This is a genomic window from Glacieibacterium arshaanense (assembly GCF_004681125.1).
GTDB lineage: Bacteria > Pseudomonadota > Alphaproteobacteria > Sphingomonadales > Sphingomonadaceae > Polymorphobacter_A > Polymorphobacter_A arshaanense.
This window is the reverse complement of sequence record NZ_SIHO01000001.1, coordinates 1059623-1076451: the sequence shown is the minus strand read 5'-3', so window position 1 is coordinate 1076451 and position 16829 is coordinate 1059623. Positions and strand designations below refer to the sequence as shown.

General features: G+C 63.4%; 15 protein-coding genes and 1 tRNA gene. 12 read left to right on the top strand and 4 right to left on the bottom strand.

Features of this window, described 5'->3' with window-relative positions:
• The first annotated feature begins 46 nt into the window (after positions 1-46).
• The 3 genes from EUV02_RS04915 (at position 47) to rpmE (ending at position 2131) form a co-directional block, all read left to right on the top strand.
• The gene (locus EUV02_RS04915) at positions 47-1126 is read left to right on the top strand and encodes a zinc-binding dehydrogenase (RefSeq protein ID WP_135245058.1); all 1080 of its coding nucleotides are present in this window, start codon (positions 47-49) and stop codon (positions 1124-1126) included.
• Between the two features lie 39 nt (positions 1127-1165).
• Complete coding sequence (locus EUV02_RS04910; RefSeq protein WP_135245057.1) at positions 1166-1813, top strand: HAD-IA family hydrolase; 648 nt, start codon at positions 1166-1168, stop codon at positions 1811-1813.
• An 87-nt stretch (positions 1814-1900) separates the two neighbouring features.
• Positions 1901-2131, top strand: coding sequence for a 50S ribosomal protein L31 (gene rpmE / locus EUV02_RS04905; RefSeq protein WP_135245056.1), 231 nt, complete (start codon positions 1901-1903; stop codon positions 2129-2131).
• Positions 2132-2188: 57 nt separating this feature from the next.
• Here the strand turns inward: rpmE and EUV02_RS04900 are convergent, their stop codons facing one another.
• On the bottom strand, positions 2189-2602 hold the full coding sequence (locus EUV02_RS04900) for a DUF2177 family protein (protein ID WP_243445766.1): 414 nt from the start codon (positions 2600-2602) through the stop codon (positions 2189-2191).
• Positions 2603-2612: 10 nt separating this feature from the next.
• Entirely contained in the window at positions 2613-4208 is a 1596-nt protein-coding gene (locus EUV02_RS04895) for an AMP-binding protein (protein ID WP_135245055.1), read from the bottom strand.
• Between the two features lie 249 nt (positions 4209-4457).
• On the opposite strand from EUV02_RS04895, the gene EUV02_RS04890 reads away from it, so the two are divergent.
• Complete coding sequence (locus tag EUV02_RS04890) at positions 4458-5429, top strand: NADPH:quinone oxidoreductase family protein (RefSeq protein ID WP_166430508.1); 972 nt, start codon at positions 4458-4460, stop codon at positions 5427-5429.
• Between the two features lie 8 nt (positions 5430-5437).
• Here the strand turns inward: EUV02_RS04890 and EUV02_RS04885 are convergent, their stop codons facing one another.
• On the bottom strand, positions 5438-6232 hold the full coding sequence (locus EUV02_RS04885; RefSeq protein ID WP_166430507.1) for a potassium channel family protein: 795 nt from the start codon (positions 6230-6232) through the stop codon (positions 5438-5440).
• Between the two features lie 145 nt (positions 6233-6377).
• Here EUV02_RS04885 and EUV02_RS04880 point away from each other — a divergent pair, with 145 nt between their 5' ends.
• The 6 genes from EUV02_RS04880 to EUV02_RS04855 all read left to right on the top strand — a co-directional run bounded on the left by EUV02_RS04880 (position 6378) and on the right by EUV02_RS04855 (position 14583).
• Positions 6378-7811, top strand: coding sequence for an arylsulfotransferase family protein (locus tag EUV02_RS04880; RefSeq protein ID WP_166430506.1), 1434 nt, complete (start codon positions 6378-6380; stop codon positions 7809-7811).
• 84 nt (positions 7812-7895) lie between these two features.
• Positions 7896-8156 (top strand): hypothetical protein, encoded by a 261-nt coding sequence (locus tag EUV02_RS04875; protein WP_135245051.1) that lies wholly within the window; start codon positions 7896-7898, stop codon positions 8154-8156.
• Positions 8157-8158: 2 nt separating this feature from the next.
• Positions 8159-9649, top strand: coding sequence for a sulfotransferase (locus tag EUV02_RS04870; protein ID WP_135245050.1), 1491 nt, complete (start codon positions 8159-8161; stop codon positions 9647-9649).
• A 204-nt stretch (positions 9650-9853) separates the two neighbouring features.
• Positions 9854-11482, top strand: a complete 1629-nt coding sequence (locus tag EUV02_RS04865) for a TIR domain-containing protein (RefSeq protein WP_166430505.1) — start codon at positions 9854-9856, stop codon at positions 11480-11482.
• A gap of 90 nt (positions 11483-11572) precedes the next feature.
• Positions 11573-13780: an NAD(P)-binding protein gene (locus tag EUV02_RS04860; RefSeq protein ID WP_166430504.1), complete on the top strand. Its 2208-nt coding sequence runs from the start codon at positions 11573-11575 to the stop codon at positions 13778-13780.
• Complete coding sequence (locus EUV02_RS04855) at positions 13777-14583, top strand: SDR family oxidoreductase (RefSeq protein WP_135245047.1); 807 nt, start codon at positions 13777-13779, stop codon at positions 14581-14583. Before EUV02_RS04860 ends, EUV02_RS04855 begins: the two co-directional genes overlap by 4 nt.
• A 7-nt stretch (positions 14584-14590) precedes the next feature.
• Here EUV02_RS04855 and EUV02_RS04850 read toward each other — a convergent pair.
• A tRNA-Ser gene (locus tag EUV02_RS04850) sits at positions 14591-14677 on the bottom strand.
• A 139-nt stretch (positions 14678-14816) separates the two neighbouring features.
• Between EUV02_RS04850 and EUV02_RS04845 the strand changes: the two genes are divergently transcribed.
• Both EUV02_RS04845 and EUV02_RS16005 read left to right on the top strand, forming a co-directional pair.
• Complete coding sequence (locus EUV02_RS04845; RefSeq protein ID WP_243445765.1) at positions 14817-15887, top strand: lytic murein transglycosylase; 1071 nt, start codon at positions 14817-14819, stop codon at positions 15885-15887.
• A gap of 16 nt (positions 15888-15903) precedes the next feature.
• Positions 15904-16794: a septal ring lytic transglycosylase RlpA family protein gene (locus EUV02_RS16005; RefSeq protein ID WP_279379491.1), complete on the top strand. Its 891-nt coding sequence runs from the start codon at positions 15904-15906 to the stop codon at positions 16792-16794.
• The last annotated feature ends 35 nt before the right edge of the window (positions 16795-16829 follow it).

The following is a 16829-nucleotide window of genomic DNA, read 5'->3' as shown; positions in this document are numbered from 1 at the left end:
GGCATTGCCCGCCAAGAAGGCAAAAAACGGCCTTGGGAGAAGCAGGATGCGGGCAGTTGTACGGCGTGGCAAAACGCTGGTTGTCGATGACATGGCGGTGCCGGCCCCGGGGACGGGGCAGGTGCTGGTCAAGACCTTGGCCTGCGGCATTTGCGGGTCTGACCTGCATGCGTTGCACCATGCCGAAGCGCTGGCCGATATGGCGCGACGCAGCGGTGGCGGCGGCGATGTCATGGACCCGTCGAAAGACATTGTTTTCGGGCATGAATTCTGCGCCGAGATCCTCGAACACGGCATCGGCAACGCCAGGACGCTCAAGGCCGGGACGCGTGTCGTCTCGGTGCCGGTGCTACTGGGGCCCACCGGGGCAGAATCGGTGGGCTATTCGAACCGAGTACCCGGTGGTTTCGCCGAAAATATGCTGCTCAGCGAAGCGATGCTTCTTGAAGTACCCAATGGACTGTCGAGCACCGCCGCCGCGCTGACCGAGCCGCTCGCCGTCGGGCTGCACGCGGTCAATCTGGCGAACCTCGAAACCGCCGGCGTTGCGGTTGTCATCGGTTGCGGGCCGGTGGGGCTGGCGGTGATCGCGGCATTGAAGGCGCGTGGCTTCGGACCGGTTCTCGCGGCCGACTTCTCGCCCAAGCGCCGCGCCAGCGCCGAAGCCATTGGCGCCGACATCGTCGTCGATCCGGCGGCCACGTCGCCGTATTCGCGCTGGAGTGACTTCGGTGTTCCCGCCAACGCCGGTGAACGCGGCATGATCGCCATGATGGGCGGTGTGCCCAAGAATGCAGTGATCTTCGAATGTGTCGGCGTGCCGGGAATGGTGCAAAAGCTTATCGAAGGTGCGCCCAATTCGGCGCAGATCATCATCGTCGGCGTCTGCATGGAAACCGACCGCTTCGAGCCCGCGCTGGCGATCGTCAAGCATCTCGATCTGCGTTTTGCCTTCGCCTACACCCCCGACGAATATGCACAGTGTCTGCACTACCTTGCCGAAGGTACGGTAAATGCTGATCATTTCATCACCGGCACTGTCGATCTCGCGGGCACGGCAGGCGCGTTCGAAACGCTCGCCAAGCCCGATGCGCATATCAAGATCATCGTCGAGCCCAGCCGTTAGCTTCGTGAACGCCGTTAAATTCGCCAATGAGGAACACTCATGTCTTTCAAAGCCGTACTCTGGGATTTCGGCGGGGTCATTACCAGCTCGCCGTTCGATGCATTCAACGCCTATGAGCGCGAACGCGGGCTGCCCGAAAACCTGATCCGCCGCATCAACGCCACCGACCCCGACGTCAATGCCTGGGCGAAGTTCGAACGCAACGAAATCGGCGGCGCCGAGTTTGACGAACTGTTCGCGACCGAGGCGGCAAAAGCCGGCTTCGATGTGCGTGGTGCAGATGTCATCGCCTTGTTGTCGGGCACGGTGCGGCCGCGCATGGTCGCGGCGCTCGATGCCTGCAAGACGGCGGGTTTCCGGCTCGGCTGCATCACCAACAACGCACAGGTCGGTCATGGTGCCGGCATGTCGGCCAACGAAACCCGTGCCGCGCAGATGGCCGATGCGATGTCGCGCTTCGAACACGTCATCGAAAGCTCGAAATCGGGCATCCGCAAGCCCGATCCGCGCATCTATCTGATGATGTGTGAGGCACTCGATGTTGCGCCCGATACGTGCGTCTATCTCGACGACCTCGGGATCAACTGCAAGCCGGCGGCGGCGCTCGGCATGACGGCGATCAAGGTCAACGGCGAACACCAGGCGCTCGATGACCTTGGCCGCGTGCTCGGCATCACGTTCGGCTGAAGGTTGCAATACCGCGCTGCGTCGGCTATGCGCCGCGCTTCGCTTTCAGGACTGGTCGGAACCAGCCCATATCTCGAGGAATTTGACATGAAGCAGGGCATCCACCCCGACTACCACACCATCACGGTCCAGATGACCGATGGCAGCACCTACACGACGCGCTCGACCTGGGGCAAGGAAGGCGACACGATGCATCTTGACATCGATCCGACCTCGCATCCGGCGTGGATCGGCGGCGGCGGCAAGATGCTCGACGCCGGTGGTCAGGTTGCCCGCTTCAACAAGCGCTTCGGCGGTCTCGGTCTCGGCAAGAAGTAGGGCCTCAGGCCCACTTTCGAGGAACAGTTTCCGGCGGCAGTCTCACGACTGCCGCCGTTACTTTGTCCGGGTGACGGCGCGGGTAAACAGGTAGCCGGCGCTTGCCGCCAACGCGGTTAGTGCGCTCCCCCAGATGATATCGAGCAGCGTGATCTTCAGACTCCAGACCCGCAGCGTCGCGTAGTTGGTCAGGTCATAGGTCATGTAGGTGAAGAAGCCGAACAGCGCGCCATTAACGAATGCTGTCTGCCAACGCCTGCTGGCAAAGGCTGGCCGCATCGCGAACACCATGATGCCGGCGATGTAGAGCAGGTAGAAACTGATCGCTGGCCCCCAGCGCAGCCCGTCCATTAACAGCGATCCGATCTCGGTCTGGTAGAGCCGCGTGTACATGGCACGCAGCCAGATCGCGTCGATCAGTGCAAATGCGATGCCGGTGGTGAAATACGCAATGGTGTAGCGGCGGATCATGCGGAGCGCCTCAAGCCACAGTGGCGCCTTTTTCGGCGAGGTCGCGCGCCGTCGCATAATCGGCCTTGCCGTTGGGCGCGCGCGGCACCTTTGGCACGATCGTCACCGTCTTGGGCGCCTTGTAGGCCGCCAGCCGCCCGCGCACATGCGCCACCAGCGTAGCTACATCCGCAGCCGCACCCGGCGACAGTTCGACGACCGCGCTGATGCGCTGCCCCCATTTGTCATCAGACACGCCGAACACCAGCGCATCTTCGACCGCCGGATGCGTCTTGAGCGCTTCCTCGACTTCTTCGGGGAAGACCTTCTCACCGCCGGTGTTGATACACTGGCTGCCGCGCCCGAGCAGCACCATTGAACCGTCGGCGTCGATCGTTGCCCAGTCGCCGGCCAGCACGTAGCGCTTGTCTCCGACGCGTACGAACGTCGCGGCCGACTTGGCTTCGTCCTTGTAATAGCCGCGCGGGATCAGCCCGCCGCGCGCGATGCGGCCGGCGACGCCCGATCCCGGTGCCACCGGCTGCATATTCTCATCGAGTACCAGTGTATCGTCGCCGGCGACAAAGCGCGTTTCGGCGCCGGCGTTGTCGGCGGTCTGTACCGATGCACCCATGCCGATACTTTCCGACGAGCCGAGCGAATCGAGGATCATCAGTTCAGGATTATGGCGCAGCAGTCCGGCCTTGACCTCGGGCGACCACATCGTGCCGCTCGAAATGAGCGTCTTGATCGACGCGATGCTGCCTTCGCCGCGGTCGAGACCGCCAAGCAAGGGTCGCGCAAACGCATCACCGACGAGCACCGCGAGATCAGGCGCGTGCGTCGCGCAGGCGACAAAGACCTCGGCTGGCTCGAATTTCAAGCCGGGGAGGGTCATCACTGTGCCGCCACGCGCCATCGTGTAGATGCCGATCAGGAAGCCGGTGCCGTGCATCAGCGGCGGCATGACGAGGATGCGCGAAATCGTCGCGGGATCGCTGACATTGGCGCAATGGTCGGCAAGGCTCGCGACCGGGCCGGTTTCTGGGGTGAGGGCACCGCCGCCGAGCAGCGACCATACCGCCGATTGGTCCCACATCACGCCCTTGGGCATGCCGGTGGTGCCGCCGGTGTAGATGAACAGCATGTCGTCGGGCTGATAGTCCTGCGCTGGTAGCGATAGACCCGAGGTGGCGGCGACCTCGAAGCTGCTCGACGGTTTGGTGGGCTGCCCCCCGACTTGCAGGACTAGTTTCAGTTTGGGCAGGCGCGGGACAAGTTGCGCGACGAGTTCGGCGAAATCAGCGTCATGGACGAGAACCGCCGCGTCCGAATTGTCGAGGATGTAGAACAGCTCTTCGCCGGTGTAGCGGTAGTTGATGTTGACGTGCACCATGCGTGCCTTAAACGTCGCAATGGTGGTTTCGAGATAGGCGGGCGAGTTGCGCATCAGGTGGGCGACCTTGTCGCCGGTGCCGGCACCTGCGCCGATGAAACTGGCTGCCAGGCTGTCGGTGCGCCTGTCGAGAACGCCCCAGCACGTCACATGGTCGCCATGGATCAGCGCTGGCCGTTTGGGTTCGATATGCGCGCCGATGCTGGCGAAGATGCTGCCGAAGCTGAACATGGCCTGGTCCCCGTGGAGCGCTACCGGCTGTCTAGCCCGGCAGCATTTCAAATTATTGTGCCTGCAGTGATGGTCAATCGCACTCGCAGATACAAGCGCGACGACGATGGCGGGAATTTTTGCGCGTCAGCCTGCTCAGACGGTGTGCAAGCCGGCAAATTGTGTCAATCATGCCAGTCACGACGCCGGCGTCGGCTCCCCGCAGACAGCGGGGCCGACTTTCGAAACCGGCGCGGGGAGAATCGATCGATGCGTGCCTGGGTCTGCCACAGCCTTCAAGACGACCGCAGCGGACTGCGCTTCGAAACCGAATGGCCCGAACCGACCGTCCCCGGCGCCGGCGAGGTCACCGTCGCGCTGACGGCTGCATCGCTCAACTATCCCGATTTGCTGATGCTGTCCGGTGGCTATCAATACCGCCCCGAATTGCCGTTCATCCCCGGCATGGAGGGTTGCGGTATCATCACTGCGGTAGGGGAGGGGCTGTCGGGCGAACTCATCGACGAGCACGTAATTGTCGGCGGCCGTGGTGGCTGCCTCGCCGAGCGTATGACGCTGCCGGCGTCGGCGCTGCGCATCGTCCCCGACGGCCTGCATGATGACGAGGCCGCAGCCCACACCGTCGGCGCGCTGACCGCCTATGTCGGGCTGGCGGTGCGTGGCCGCATGCAGGCGGGAGAGCGTGTGCTGGTGCTCGGTGCTGGCGGTGGCATGGGCCTGGCGGCGGTCAGCATGGCGGTGGCGTTGGGCGGCGAGGTCGTGGCAGCGGCGTCGACCCCCGAAAAGCTCGCGGCGGCAAAGGCCTGCGGCGCCCATGAAACGCTGTTGCTCGATCGCGCCGCACCCGATTTCAGCGCATATAAGGGGCATTTCGATCTGGTCTTCGATCCCGTCGGCGGGCCGGCGGTGATGCCGGCGTTGCGAACATTGCGCTGGGGCGGTCGCTACCTGATCATCGGCTTTGTTGCGGGCGCACCGGTCAGCCTGCCGCTCAACCGCTTGCTGCTCGCCGGCACCGAAGTTATCGGCGTGCGCGCCGGCGAATATGCGCGGCAGGTGCCGGGCAGCGGGCCGCGCCACCTGCGGGCGATCGACACACTCGCGGCCGAGGGCAAGATCAACCCGTTCATCGGCTTGCGGGTGCCGCTCGACCGCGCCGGCGAAGCCTTTGCCGCGATGGCCGACGGGACGCTGGTCGGCAAGGCGGTGGTGACGTTCTAGCTCCGGCTTCAAACCGCAGCGTTGGTGACGAGCTTTTCGACCAGCGCAGTGGCGATCAGGTCCTCGGCGGTGACGACGATGGTCGCACCGGCGCGCTTGAGCAGTTCGCGGCGTGAGCCATTCTCGCCGTAGACGGCAATTGCCAGCTTCGGGTTGAGTGTGTGCGCCATCAAGGTAATGACGAGGTTGCGGTTGGGGTCGGCAGTGGCGACGATAAGCGCGCGCGCCTTGTCGATCTTGGCATGGTGCAGCACATCGTCGTCGACCCCGGCATCGCCAAGGACGACGGTGAATTTCTGCTCGGCAGCTGCCGCGGCGCGGTCCTCGATCGCGGTAACGATGACGACGGTATCGCCCTGGCCCCGCATATGGTTGGCAACCTTGGCGCCGACAGCATCGAAGCCGACCACAACGACATGGTTGGTGAGCGTGTTGAGCGTGCGTTGCATGCGGCGGTTCTCGCGGTAGATAAGGACGTCCTCGTTCGACAGCAGTCCATTCAGGCGGGTTATGGTAAAGCCGCCGATGAACATCGTCGACAACATCATGATGATCATGAACTGGCGTTGCTGGGTATTGAACGCCGAAAAGTCACCGAGTGTCGAGACAATGTTGGCCGAATTCCACAAGCCGACGAACAACTTGCCCGAATAGCTCATCGTGCCGGGATCGAGGAAGGCCAGACCGAACGTGCTAAACGCCATTAGCGCCAATAGCATCGCCATCGACCCCAGCGCCTGCCGACGCCAGACGCGCAGGCGATAGGCGCCGCGGCTCGGGTCACTGACTCGGTAGAATGACACGTTGCAGTCTCGCTTGTTGCTTCCATGCGACATAGGTCGCGCCGACGTGCTTGTCGATGCATGGCTGGGCGCTGCTGGACGCCTGCATTGACGGCTGCTAAGCCGCTAGTCACGCGCCAGCACAGAAATGCCCCGGGGGACACCGATGTTTCGACGCCTTCTCAGCCACATGCCGCTGGTATTGTTCGCGCTGGCGTGGCTCGCGATCGCGTTCGTGCTGGGCTATTTCACGACTATCAAGCAGGTCTGGCCCGCGACTTATGTCGACGGCGTCGTCAAGTCGGTCGACGTGATCAAGGACCATTTTACCAGCAAACACAGCTCTGATTTCATGGGCCATACCGATATCCCGGTCAGCCAGCTGGCGCAGGCGCGCATGAACGTGCTGGCACCGGGTGGTGACGAGGCATTGTTGCTCGTCGGTGGCCCGCAACGCTATCTCGATTTCTGCCCCGGCAGCGGCTGCCTCGCGGTGATCATCGACCGTCAGGGCAAGCTCGTCCACGGCTACCCGTTCCGTCCTGACGAACTGCACAAGGGCGACATTGCCGATCGGCCCTACGAGCAGCCGTTCGACAATCCGGCGCTCGACCTCAATCCGCAAGGGCTCGCCCAACTGCCCGGCGGCGACCTCATCGTCACCTTCTACAATGACAAGGCGTTCCCGTTCGGCGCTGGCGTGGCGCGCATCAATCGCGATGGCCATGCCGTCTGGTATCGTCACGACTATACGCATCACTGGCCGACGTTGCTGCCCAGCGGACAGGTCTTGGTGACCAGCGCCGAAATCTCGACCAAGCCGGTGTGGCGCCACCTCGGCGCCGGCCACATGCTCGTGTCGGGCTGCAAAGCGGGTTATTTGCGCGACACCGTGCATGTGCTCGGCAGCGACGGCAAATTGCTCGAAAGCCATTCGATCTACGAAGCGATGCTGGATTCGCCGTATCGCGCCTTGCTGCTGCAGACGGCGATCCCATTCAAGAAGACACCCGAATCGTGCGATCCGCTGCATACTAATTTCGTCGTCGAAGTAGGTGCCGAAATGGCCGCCGCACTGGGCGATGTCGCCCCTGATGACTGGCTGCTGTCGATGCGCAACATCAGCGCCATCGGCATCATGGACCGCCGCACCGGCAAGATGAAGCACGTCTTCCGCGGCAACTTTTTCTTCCAGCACAGCGCCCAGCCGGCCGGTGCCAAGATCCTGATATTTGATGATCTCGGTGCCGCGGCCGCCAGTGGCCCGTCGCGCGTCATCCTGTTCGATCCGGTCACCAACGCCCAGACGACGGTGTTCCCCGGGCCCGAAACGCCGGCGGGTACGCCGTTCTATACCACGGTCGCGGGCAACATCGATCAATCCGCCGATGGCAAGCGCGCGCTGGTCGCGGTCACCGAAGCCGGGCTGACCTATGAGATCGATCTCGCCACCGGACGCCTGCTGACCCGTCTCGACAACCTCCATGATCTGCGGTCGCTCGGGCTCACGGCGCCGCCCGAAGTCGATCACGCCGCGCGCTTCAAGCAGTTCGGTGCCTATTATGTGCGGCCCACGGTAGGGGCCGCTCCCGGAAGATAGGCGGGCAGGGTGAATGACTTCACGCTTGAGCCGCTTCGGGTGAATGCCTAAAGCTGCCTGAGCAGACGCAGGGAGATTTCGCACATGACCGGGATTGCGCGACATAAGCTTTTGGCATGGCCGCTCGTGCTGGTCATTGCGGTGGCCGCTGTTCCGGCGCAGGCCTATGCGGGCCCCGGGGCTGGACTGTCGATGATCGGCTCGCTGGTGGCGCTGATCGGTGCCGTATTCGCCGGTATCTTCGGGTTCATCTGGTTCCCGATCAAGCGTTTGCTCAAGAAGCGCAAAGCCGGGCAGGCTGAGACCGCGCTGCCGCCGACCAAACCCAACGAGACGCAGCGCTGAGCGTGCCTGCGGATCTGCCCGCCTGGCTCGGCGCGGGATTCATAATCATCGTTTTCGGCTGGCTGTTGGCGCGGCTTGGCCTCGTGGAGATCGCACGCGACGTCGGGGTGCAATCGCGGCAAAGCATGGCCGTCATGCGCAATCCGGCGCTCGATGACGATGCCAAGGAAGCCGCGATGCAGGCCGCGGCAAAGGCGATGTTCGGGCTCTTCTTCAAGCTCACCGCCGGGCTCGCCGCGGCACTCGCGCTGCCGATGGCGCTAGTCTGGGCGGTGGCGCAAACCGGCGTGGTCAGTTTCGACCACATTATCGAGGTATCGCTGACCTGGCCGTTCCTGCTCGTCGGGGTCGGGGTGTTCATTGTCGTCGCCATGCTGGGGCGCCGCCCAGCTGCCGCCAGGGCCAGCGCGGCAAGCGGGTTTGAAAACAACTACGGCTGGCTCGACCGCCTGCTGCACCGGCTGGCATTCTCCACCGGCGCGCTGCAGCTCGATTTCGCCGAAGGTGAAGACCGCAAACTGCGCGATCGCATCGGCGTCACCCAACCGCGGCCGCCGTTGTTCATCACCGCGCTACCGCGCGCCGGGACGACGCTGCTGCTCGACCGCTTTGCCGAGCTCCCCGAATTTGCCACGCACACCTACCGCGACATGCCGTTTGTGCTGGTGCCGAGCCTTTGGAGCCGCATTTCGGGTGGTTTCCAGCAGGAAGACGTCAAGCGCGAGCGCGCGCATGGCGACGGCATGCTTGTCGGCCTCGATAGCCCCGAGGCGTTCGAGGAAATGATCTGGCACGCGTTCGCACCCGAACTCTACAGTAGCGCGCAGCTCAAGGTCTGGCCCGACGCGCTGCCGGCCGAACAGCGCGACCGGCTCGCCGGCCACATGCTGCAAATCGCCGAGCTGCGCCGGCCTGGGGCCGCTGCAACCACGCGCTATGCATCGAAGAACAACCTCAACATCGTCCGCATCGGCCTGCTAGCGCAGGCTTTCCCCGACGCCGACATCGTCGTGCCGTTTCGCGAGCCCGTCCAGCATGCGGCGTCGCTGCTTCGCCAGCATCAGAATTTCCTCACGGTCCACGCCCGTGATGATTTTACGCGCACCTACATGGCCGGGGTGGGCCACTTCGATTTCGGGGCCAATCTCAAACCCGTTGATTTCGATGGCTGGCTGTTAACGACGACCCATCGCGACCCGCTTACGCTTGATTTCTGGCTGGCCTATTGGGTCGCCGCTTACACGCATCTGCTCGAGCAGCATCGCAGCCGGATTATCCTCGTTGGCCATGAGGCGCTGTGCGCCAATCCCACGCAGGTGATGACGGCGCTTGCGGCAAAGCTGAAACTTTCCGACCCAGCGGCGTTCGTTGCGAGCGGTGCCGATATTCGTGATTCGACCGCACGCCGTGTGCCAACCGAAGGCGTCGATCCGGCTTTGCTGGCCGCAGCATCGGCGCTTTACAAGCGCTTGCTAGCAGCGGCGACGACATAACCCCAGCCAAGCATCTGTCTCTACTTCAGCACGATGAATCGTTGCCCGCGAACAATTTCAACGGTAAAGCTGCATGTGCTAACCGATAGGGTGATAATGCTGCCAATCCAAAAATGAGCGGCTGTCCCGGCAGCCAGCGCGGGATGAAACTATAAAATCACTATGGTTGGTGCGTTTGAGTTTGAATCAGGGTCGGACAAAGTTTTGGCGGACGTCTTCATCTCGTACAAACACGAGGACCGCGCGCGCGTGCAGCCGTTGGTCGACGCGCTGCAGTCCAAGGGGCTGGAAGTGTGGTGGGATGTTGGTATCGGCGGCGGTGCGCGATGGCGCCAGACAATTGCCGAGAACCTGTCGGGCGCGCGCTGCGTCATCGTCATGTGGAGCGAAGCTTCCGTCGGACCCGACGGCGAGTTCGTCCAGGACGAAGCCAGCCATGCCAAGGAGCGCGGCGTCTATCTGCCGGTGACACTCGACCCGGTGTCGCCACCTCTAGGCTTCGGGCAGATCCAGTGCGTGCCGCTGCATGACTGGAACGGCGATTGCGACCACCCGCAGTTCAACGCGATGTTCGAGGTCGTGCAAGCCGTGCTGCGCGGTGAACGCCAGAGGCGGCCGCGCGCTGCCGCTGCACCCAAGCGCCGCAGCCGGCCATCGCTCGCGGTGCTCGAATTCCGCCATGCCAGCGGTGACGAGGAACAGGGCTATTTCGCCGAGGCCGTTGCCGAAGACATCATTGCCGGGCTCGCCAAATCGCACCTGATTGAAGTGATTTCGCGGCAATCATCGCTGACCTATAACGCCGAAGACGTCGATACCAAGACCATCTGCAGCGACCTCGGCGTGCGCTATTTGCTACGCGGCCAGGTCCGCCGTATGGGTCGCGCCATTCGAGTTGCCGCCGACCTCATCGACGGCGAGGCTGATGATACTGTCTGGTCGGGCCGCTTCGACCGGCCTATCGACGATCTGTTTGCGGTGCAGGACGAAATCGTCACCGCCATTGTCAGCGCTCTCGAACCGGCGCTGCTTGGCCGCGAACAGACGCAGTCGTTCCAGCGCACTCGCGACCTCGCGCACTGGGACCTGTTCATGCGCGGCCGCTACCATTTCTGGCGGCCGTCGGTGTCAGACGGCCATCAGGCGCAGGAATGGCTGACCAAGGCACTTGAACTCGCGCCTGACGATGTACCTACCTTGTCGATGCTGGCGCTCGCTAAGCTCAACGATATATGGGCCGGCGTCGCCAAGGACCCGGCTGCGCTGATTGGCGAGGCGCATGCGATGGCGATGCGTGCGGTGTCGCTCGACGGCGCCGACAGCAGCGCGCATCAGGCGCTCGGTGTCGTGCTGTCGATGCTCGGGCAAAGCGAGCAGGCGATGGCCGAAGAACGCCGTGCACTTGAACTGAACCCTTATGACGTGGCCGCCGCCGGCGAGCTCGGCCGACTGCTGGCCTTTGCCGGCCGCACCGACGAGGCAATCAAGATGAGCGACCGCGCCATCAAGGCCAGCCCCAACAATACCCACGCCTTCCTTTGGTTTCGCAGCAAGGCGATCGCCTGCTTCATCGCGGAACGATTTGCCGAGGCGGCGGGCTATGCCGCGGATGCCTGCGCGCGCCGCCCCGACTATTTCTTCCTGCATTTCCTGCGCGCCGCGTGCCACTTCGCAAATGGGGACGCCGCGCAGGCGCGCGCCGCCTATACCGAGGGCGTTGAACTGATGCCGCGCTACACGATGCGCGGCATGAAGATGGGGCACCCGTTCACCAACCCCGAAGACCTTGAACGCTTCGCAACTGCGCTGCGCGGCGCCGGCTGGGACGGGTAGGGCCGGGGGCACTTCTACCCGATAGATTTCCGGTCTAGACTTCACTCGCAAGGCGCTATCATGCGCCGCTCGTCGGGGGAGAGTAGCAGCATGGTTGAAGCACGGCGCAAGGTTATCCGCATCCTGGGTGGCGGTATCGGTGGTCTGACGACCGCATTCGAACTGACCAGTCAGCCCGGGTGGCAAGACCGGTACGAAGTCCATCTGCACCAACTCGGCTGGCGTCTTGGCGGCAAGTGCGCCTCTTCGCGCGGCGACAATGGTCGCATCGAAGAACATGGCATCCACGGCTTTCTCGGCAGCTATTACAACGCCATCCCCCTGGTGAAGGCGATCTATGACGAGCTCGACCGGCCGTCGACGATGCCGATCCACAGCTTCGATACGGCGATGGTGCCGATGAGTTCGGTGATCATGTGGGAATTCATCGACGGCCAGTTCAAGAAATGGCCGTTCCGTTTCCCGCCGAACGACTATGATCCGGCGCACCCGGAGAAATTTGCCAAGATCGAACAAGGCCTTATCTCGGTTCTTGAACTCCTGAAGTTCATACACCACGAACACGCCGCCCACGCCAAGGGCCACGGTCTCGAGCTCAATTTTTTCCAGAAACTGTTCGATTCGGCCATCGACGCGCTCGAAAAGGACCTCGCGCACGGCCCGAACCATCCGGTGTTCGAAATCATCGATAAGGCGTGGCGGTGGCTCTACGCGCACCTGCTCAGCAAGATCGACGACAGCGACACTCTGCGCCACCTGTTCCTGCTCACCGACTACATGCTGGCGCTGATGCGCGGCGCCATCCACGCCAATGTCATCGAAAACGGCTATGACCAGCTCGACGATCAGGACTGGGGCGATTGGCTCAAGGCCAATGGCGCCAGCCCGATGACGCTGACCTCGTCGCTCGCCATCAACACCATCAACCTGTCGTACCAGAACCCGCACGGCGACACGACGCGGCAACCTGTGATGGCGGCGGGCACCTATCTGCACTGGACGCTGCGCAGCTTCGCATACCTCGGCTATGCCGTTTACGCCTTTGCGGCGGGCACCGGCGAAACGATGATCGCGCCGCTCTATGAAGTGCTGAAGAAGCGCGGCGTCAAATTCCACTTCTTCCACAAGGTCGAAGGCTTGCACGTCGGCCCCGACCCGGCAAATCCGGGCAAGCATAAAATCATCTCGGTCGATATCGGCGTGCAGGCGACGCTCAAGGACAAGTCAGCCGGCGCCGAATACCAGCCCCTGGTGCCGGTCAAGGGCTTGCCATGCTGGCCCGCCGAGCCGCTCTATGACCAGCTTGTCCAAGGCGACAAGATCAAGGCCGGCGTGCTCGATCCCGACCCCGGCGAACGTACCGGCCCCGACCACGGTATCCGCAAGATCGACCTCGAATCTTGGTGGACGCCGTGGAAGCCGGTCAAGCAGATGACGTTGACCGCCGGCGACGGCCCCGACGGCTTTGACGAGCTTGTATTCGCCATCTCGATCGGCGCGGTGCCATACCTCTGCCATGAGCTCATCAAGACTAATCCGGCGTGGGACAAGATGGTCAAGGGCATCCCTGCAGTGCTGACGCAGACCATGCAGATCTGGCTCAAGGAGGATTCGACCACACTCGGTTGGGATATACCCTACACGGGCAACGATACCGCAGTGTCGGGCACTTTCGTGGCGCCGATTAATGGCATGGTCGATTTTCATCACCTGATTCCGATGGAAAACTGGCCTGCCGACAACACGCCGAAAGGCCTATGGTACTTCAGCGGCGTCATGGATGAATATGGCCCACAGCCGCCGTTCAGCGACCATGACTACCCGTACCGCCAGCACGCACGCGTGCGCTACCAGTGCATCCAATATCTTCAGGCGACGACGGGTTTCATCCTGCCCAAGGGTACGCCCGATGGCTGGAACCCGCCCGGCGACCCGATCTGCCTCGATTTCAACCTCCTCGTCGATACACGTCCAAATGCCAATTTGCCGGCCAATGCACCTGAAGCAATTCGCGGCATCCCGCGCTTCGAAAGCCAGTTCTGGCGCGCCAACATCGACCCAACCGAACGCTATGTCACCTCGCCGCCGGGCAGCACCGCGTGCCGCATCAAGGCGTGGGAAACCGGCTTCACCAATCTCGCCATTGCCGGCGACTGGATCTACACCGGGCTCAACGTCGGCAGCTTCGAAGGCACGGTGATGAGCGGCAAACTCGCCAGCCATGCGCTGACCGGCTTCCCGACGCTCGACACCATTTATGGCTATCCCAAACCCAAAGCAGCGGAGACCGCGGCATGACCAAGACCATCTTCATCACCGGCAGTTCAACCGGCCTCGGCCGCGCCACGGCGTTGCTGTTTGCCGGCAAGGGCTGGAATGTCATCGCGACGATGCGCAACCCTGACAAGGAAACCGAACTCGCCAAGGTCAAGGGCATCACCTTGCTGCCGCTGGATGTCACGAATATAGCGCAAGTTGCCGAAACGGCTGCCAAGGCACTGGCAATGGGTCCCGTCGATGTGCTGTTCAACAATGCCGGCTACGGCCTGGCCGGCGCGTTCGAAGGCGCCAGCGATGCGCAGCTGGTCAACCAGCTAGACACCAATCTGCTCGGCGTGATGCGCGTGACGCAGGCGTTCCTGCCGGCGATGCGCGAGCGCGGGCAGGGCACCATCATTACTACCACCTCGATCGGCGGGCTGACGACGTTCCCGTTCAACTCGGTCTATCACGCGACGAAATGGGCGCTTGAAGGCTGGAGCGAGAGTCTCGCGTTCGAGCTCGAAGCGCACGGCATCCGCGTCAAGACCGTTGCGCCCGGCGGTATCGCCACCGACTTTGCCGGCCGCTCGCTCGTCTTCACCCCACACCCCGCCTATATGGAGGCCATCGCCAAGACGATGGCGGCGTTCACCAATCCCGAACGCCGCGTCCCGTCGACGCCCGAACAAATCGCCGAAACTGTTTACGAGGCCGCTACCGACACCAGCGACCGTATCACCTTCGTCGCCGGCGAAGACGCCAAGGCAAGCTATGCCCAGCGCCTTGAGGTCGGCATCGACGCGTTCCGCGCCGGCATTCGCAAGATGTTCCTGGGGTAGCGGCCGGAGGACGGGGTGGGATTCGAACCCACGGTGGGCTCTCACCCACGGCGGTTTTCAAGACCGCTGCCTTAAACCACTCGGCCACCCGTCCGGACGCAGCCGGTGACGGCGCTTTTGCCGGTGTCGCGGCGCGAGCGCAAGCCCGTTGCAGCTTCTGCACGGCAGCTGAATTGCGAATGTCACCGTCTGAGGCTTTCGCCGAACGGCCATGCTGTGGCATCAATGCGGTGATGAACCGATTCCCGCGCTTGTTGCTGTTCGGAATGCTGCTGGCAGCCGCTGCTGTGCCGATGCGCGCGCAGAATGTGCCCGCCGTGCCGCCACCGCCCGACGTCGTGGTCAATCCGGGCTTTTCGGTATGGCTCGCTGACTATGCCCGTGCCGCAAAGGCGCGCGGGCTCGACCCGGCGGCGATCGCCACCACCACTGGCGGACTGAGCTATTCGCCACGTGTTGTCGAACTTGACCGCGCGCAGCCCGATGACAGCAACCGCACGCAGAGCCAGTTCAGCGACTATCTGTCGCGTCGTCTCGACGGCAGCCGCATCAATCGTGGGCGGGCGCTGCACGAGGACATGGCCGCAAAGTTCGCCGAAATCGAAGCGCGGACCGGTGTGCCGGCGAATATCATCCTTGGCATCTGGGGGATGGAATCGAGCTACGGCGTCAACACCGGCAATTTCGACGTGCCGCGCGCGGTCGCCAGCCTCGCCTATGACGGCCGTCGCCGCGAACTGTTCACCAAGGAGCTCGATGCCAGCGTCGCCATCATCGCCAAGGGGCTGGCGCGCCGCGACGAGCTCAAGGGCAGCTGGGCCGGCGCGATGGGCCAGCCCCAGTTCCTGCCGAGCTCCTACCTCGCCTATGCTGTCGACGGCGATGGTGACGGGCATGCAGACATCTGGGACTCCAAGCCCGATGTTGCGGCGTCGATCGGCAACTATTTGGCCAAAAACGGCTGGCGGCGCGGCCAGCCCTGGGGGATGCGCGTCGTCGTGCCGGGCAACCTCGAACGCTGGCGCGTCCGCAACCTCGTCCAGCCCGACCAGTGCGTGCGGCCGATGCAGCGCCACAGCCGCTGGATTTCGGTCGGCGAGTGGAAGGCGCTCGGCCTGATCCCGATGGGCAAACCGTGGCCCGCCGATGATACACTTGCCACGTTGGTTGAACCTGATGGACCCGGCACGCCGGCCTATCTGACCTTTGGCAACTACCGCGCTCTGCTGGCGTACAACTGCTCGAATTTCTATGCGCTGTCGGTGGCGTTGCTCGGCGATGCGATTGACCAACCCGGCAACTAGGGCCGCCGCACTGGCGTTGCTTCTGACCTTGGCCGCCTGTGCCGATAAAACTGCCAAACCGCCCGCCAGCGCAGGCAGCAAGCCGGCGACCAGCGCCGGGTCAAAGGTCAAGATCGGCAAGCCTTATGAAGTACTCGGCGTCTGGTACACGCCGTCGGATGACCGCAGCTATGACGCTGTCGGCATTGCGTCATGGTATGGGCCGGGGTTTCACGGGCTCGATACCGCGAACGGCGAGCGCTACGAAATGGACGCGCTGACCGCCGCACATAAAACGCTGCCAATGCCGAGCTATGTCGAGGTCACGAACCTGAACAATGGTCGCGTGCTGACGGTACGGATTAACGACCGTGGGCCGTTTGTCGACGGCCGCATCATCGATCTGTCGCGCCGCGCCGCACAGTTGCTCGGTATCGACAAGGCCGGAACCGCCAAGGTGCGCGTGCGACGCGTGTTTCCGGATGCCGAACAGATTGCCGCGCTGGCGCCGCTGCCACAGGCGGTCGCGGTTCGGGCTCCTGCGCCAGTCGTCGCACCGGTTGCTGCTGCAGACGTAGCGGCGGCTCCCGCTGAAGTCGCACCTGTCGATACGACGCCAGCACCGGTTGCCGTTGTCGCCGTTCCACCCGCTGCTGTGGCGGCCATGACGGTTGTGCCACCGCCAACGCAGCAGCTTTTCATCCAGGTCGCCGCGGTTTCCGACCAGGGCCGTGCCGAGTGGCTGCGCAGCTATCTGGCGCCCTATGGCACCGTCACCATTGCTGCGGCACCGTCGGGCCTGTGGCGCGTCCGCATCGGGCCGGTTTCAGATGCAGATTCGGCTGCATCGACACTGGCGCGCGTGCAGGCGGCGGGTTACAGCGATGCAGCAATCGTCCGTGTTGCGGCCGCCGCGCCGCCACGCTGACGCGGGTCAGACAATTCGAGTCCACGAGGGTTATT

Bases quoted from the DNA above. Each gene is read 5' to 3' on its own strand.
- EUV02_RS04900 (WP_243445766.1), bottom strand. From the start codon at position 2,602: ATGATCCGCCGCTACACCATTGCGTATTTCACCACCGGCATCGCATTT.
- EUV02_RS04880 (WP_166430506.1), top strand. From the start codon at position 6,378: ATGTTTCGACGCCTTCTCAGCCACATGCCGCTGGTATTGTTCGCGCTG.
- EUV02_RS04915 (WP_135245058.1), top strand. From the start codon at position 47: ATGCGGGCAGTTGTACGGCGTGGCAAAACGCTGGTTGTCGATGACATG.
- EUV02_RS04845 (WP_243445765.1), top strand. From the start codon at position 14,817: ATGAACCGATTCCCGCGCTTGTTGCTGTTCGGAATGCTGCTGGCAGCC.
- EUV02_RS04875 (WP_135245051.1), top strand. From the start codon at position 7,896: ATGACCGGGATTGCGCGACATAAGCTTTTGGCATGGCCGCTCGTGCTG.
- EUV02_RS04895 (WP_135245055.1), bottom strand. From the start codon at position 4,208: ATGTTCAGCTTCGGCAGCATCTTCGCCAGCATCGGCGCGCATATCGAA.
- EUV02_RS04910 (WP_135245057.1), top strand. From the start codon at position 1,166: ATGTCTTTCAAAGCCGTACTCTGGGATTTCGGCGGGGTCATTACCAGC.
- EUV02_RS04890 (WP_166430508.1), top strand. From the start codon at position 4,458: ATGCGTGCCTGGGTCTGCCACAGCCTTCAAGACGACCGCAGCGGACTG.
- rpmE (WP_135245056.1), top strand. From the start codon at position 1,901: ATGAAGCAGGGCATCCACCCCGACTACCACACCATCACGGTCCAGATG.
- EUV02_RS04855 (WP_135245047.1), top strand. From the start codon at position 13,777: ATGACCAAGACCATCTTCATCACCGGCAGTTCAACCGGCCTCGGCCGC.
- EUV02_RS04860 (WP_166430504.1), top strand. From the start codon at position 11,573: ATGGTTGAAGCACGGCGCAAGGTTATCCGCATCCTGGGTGGCGGTATC.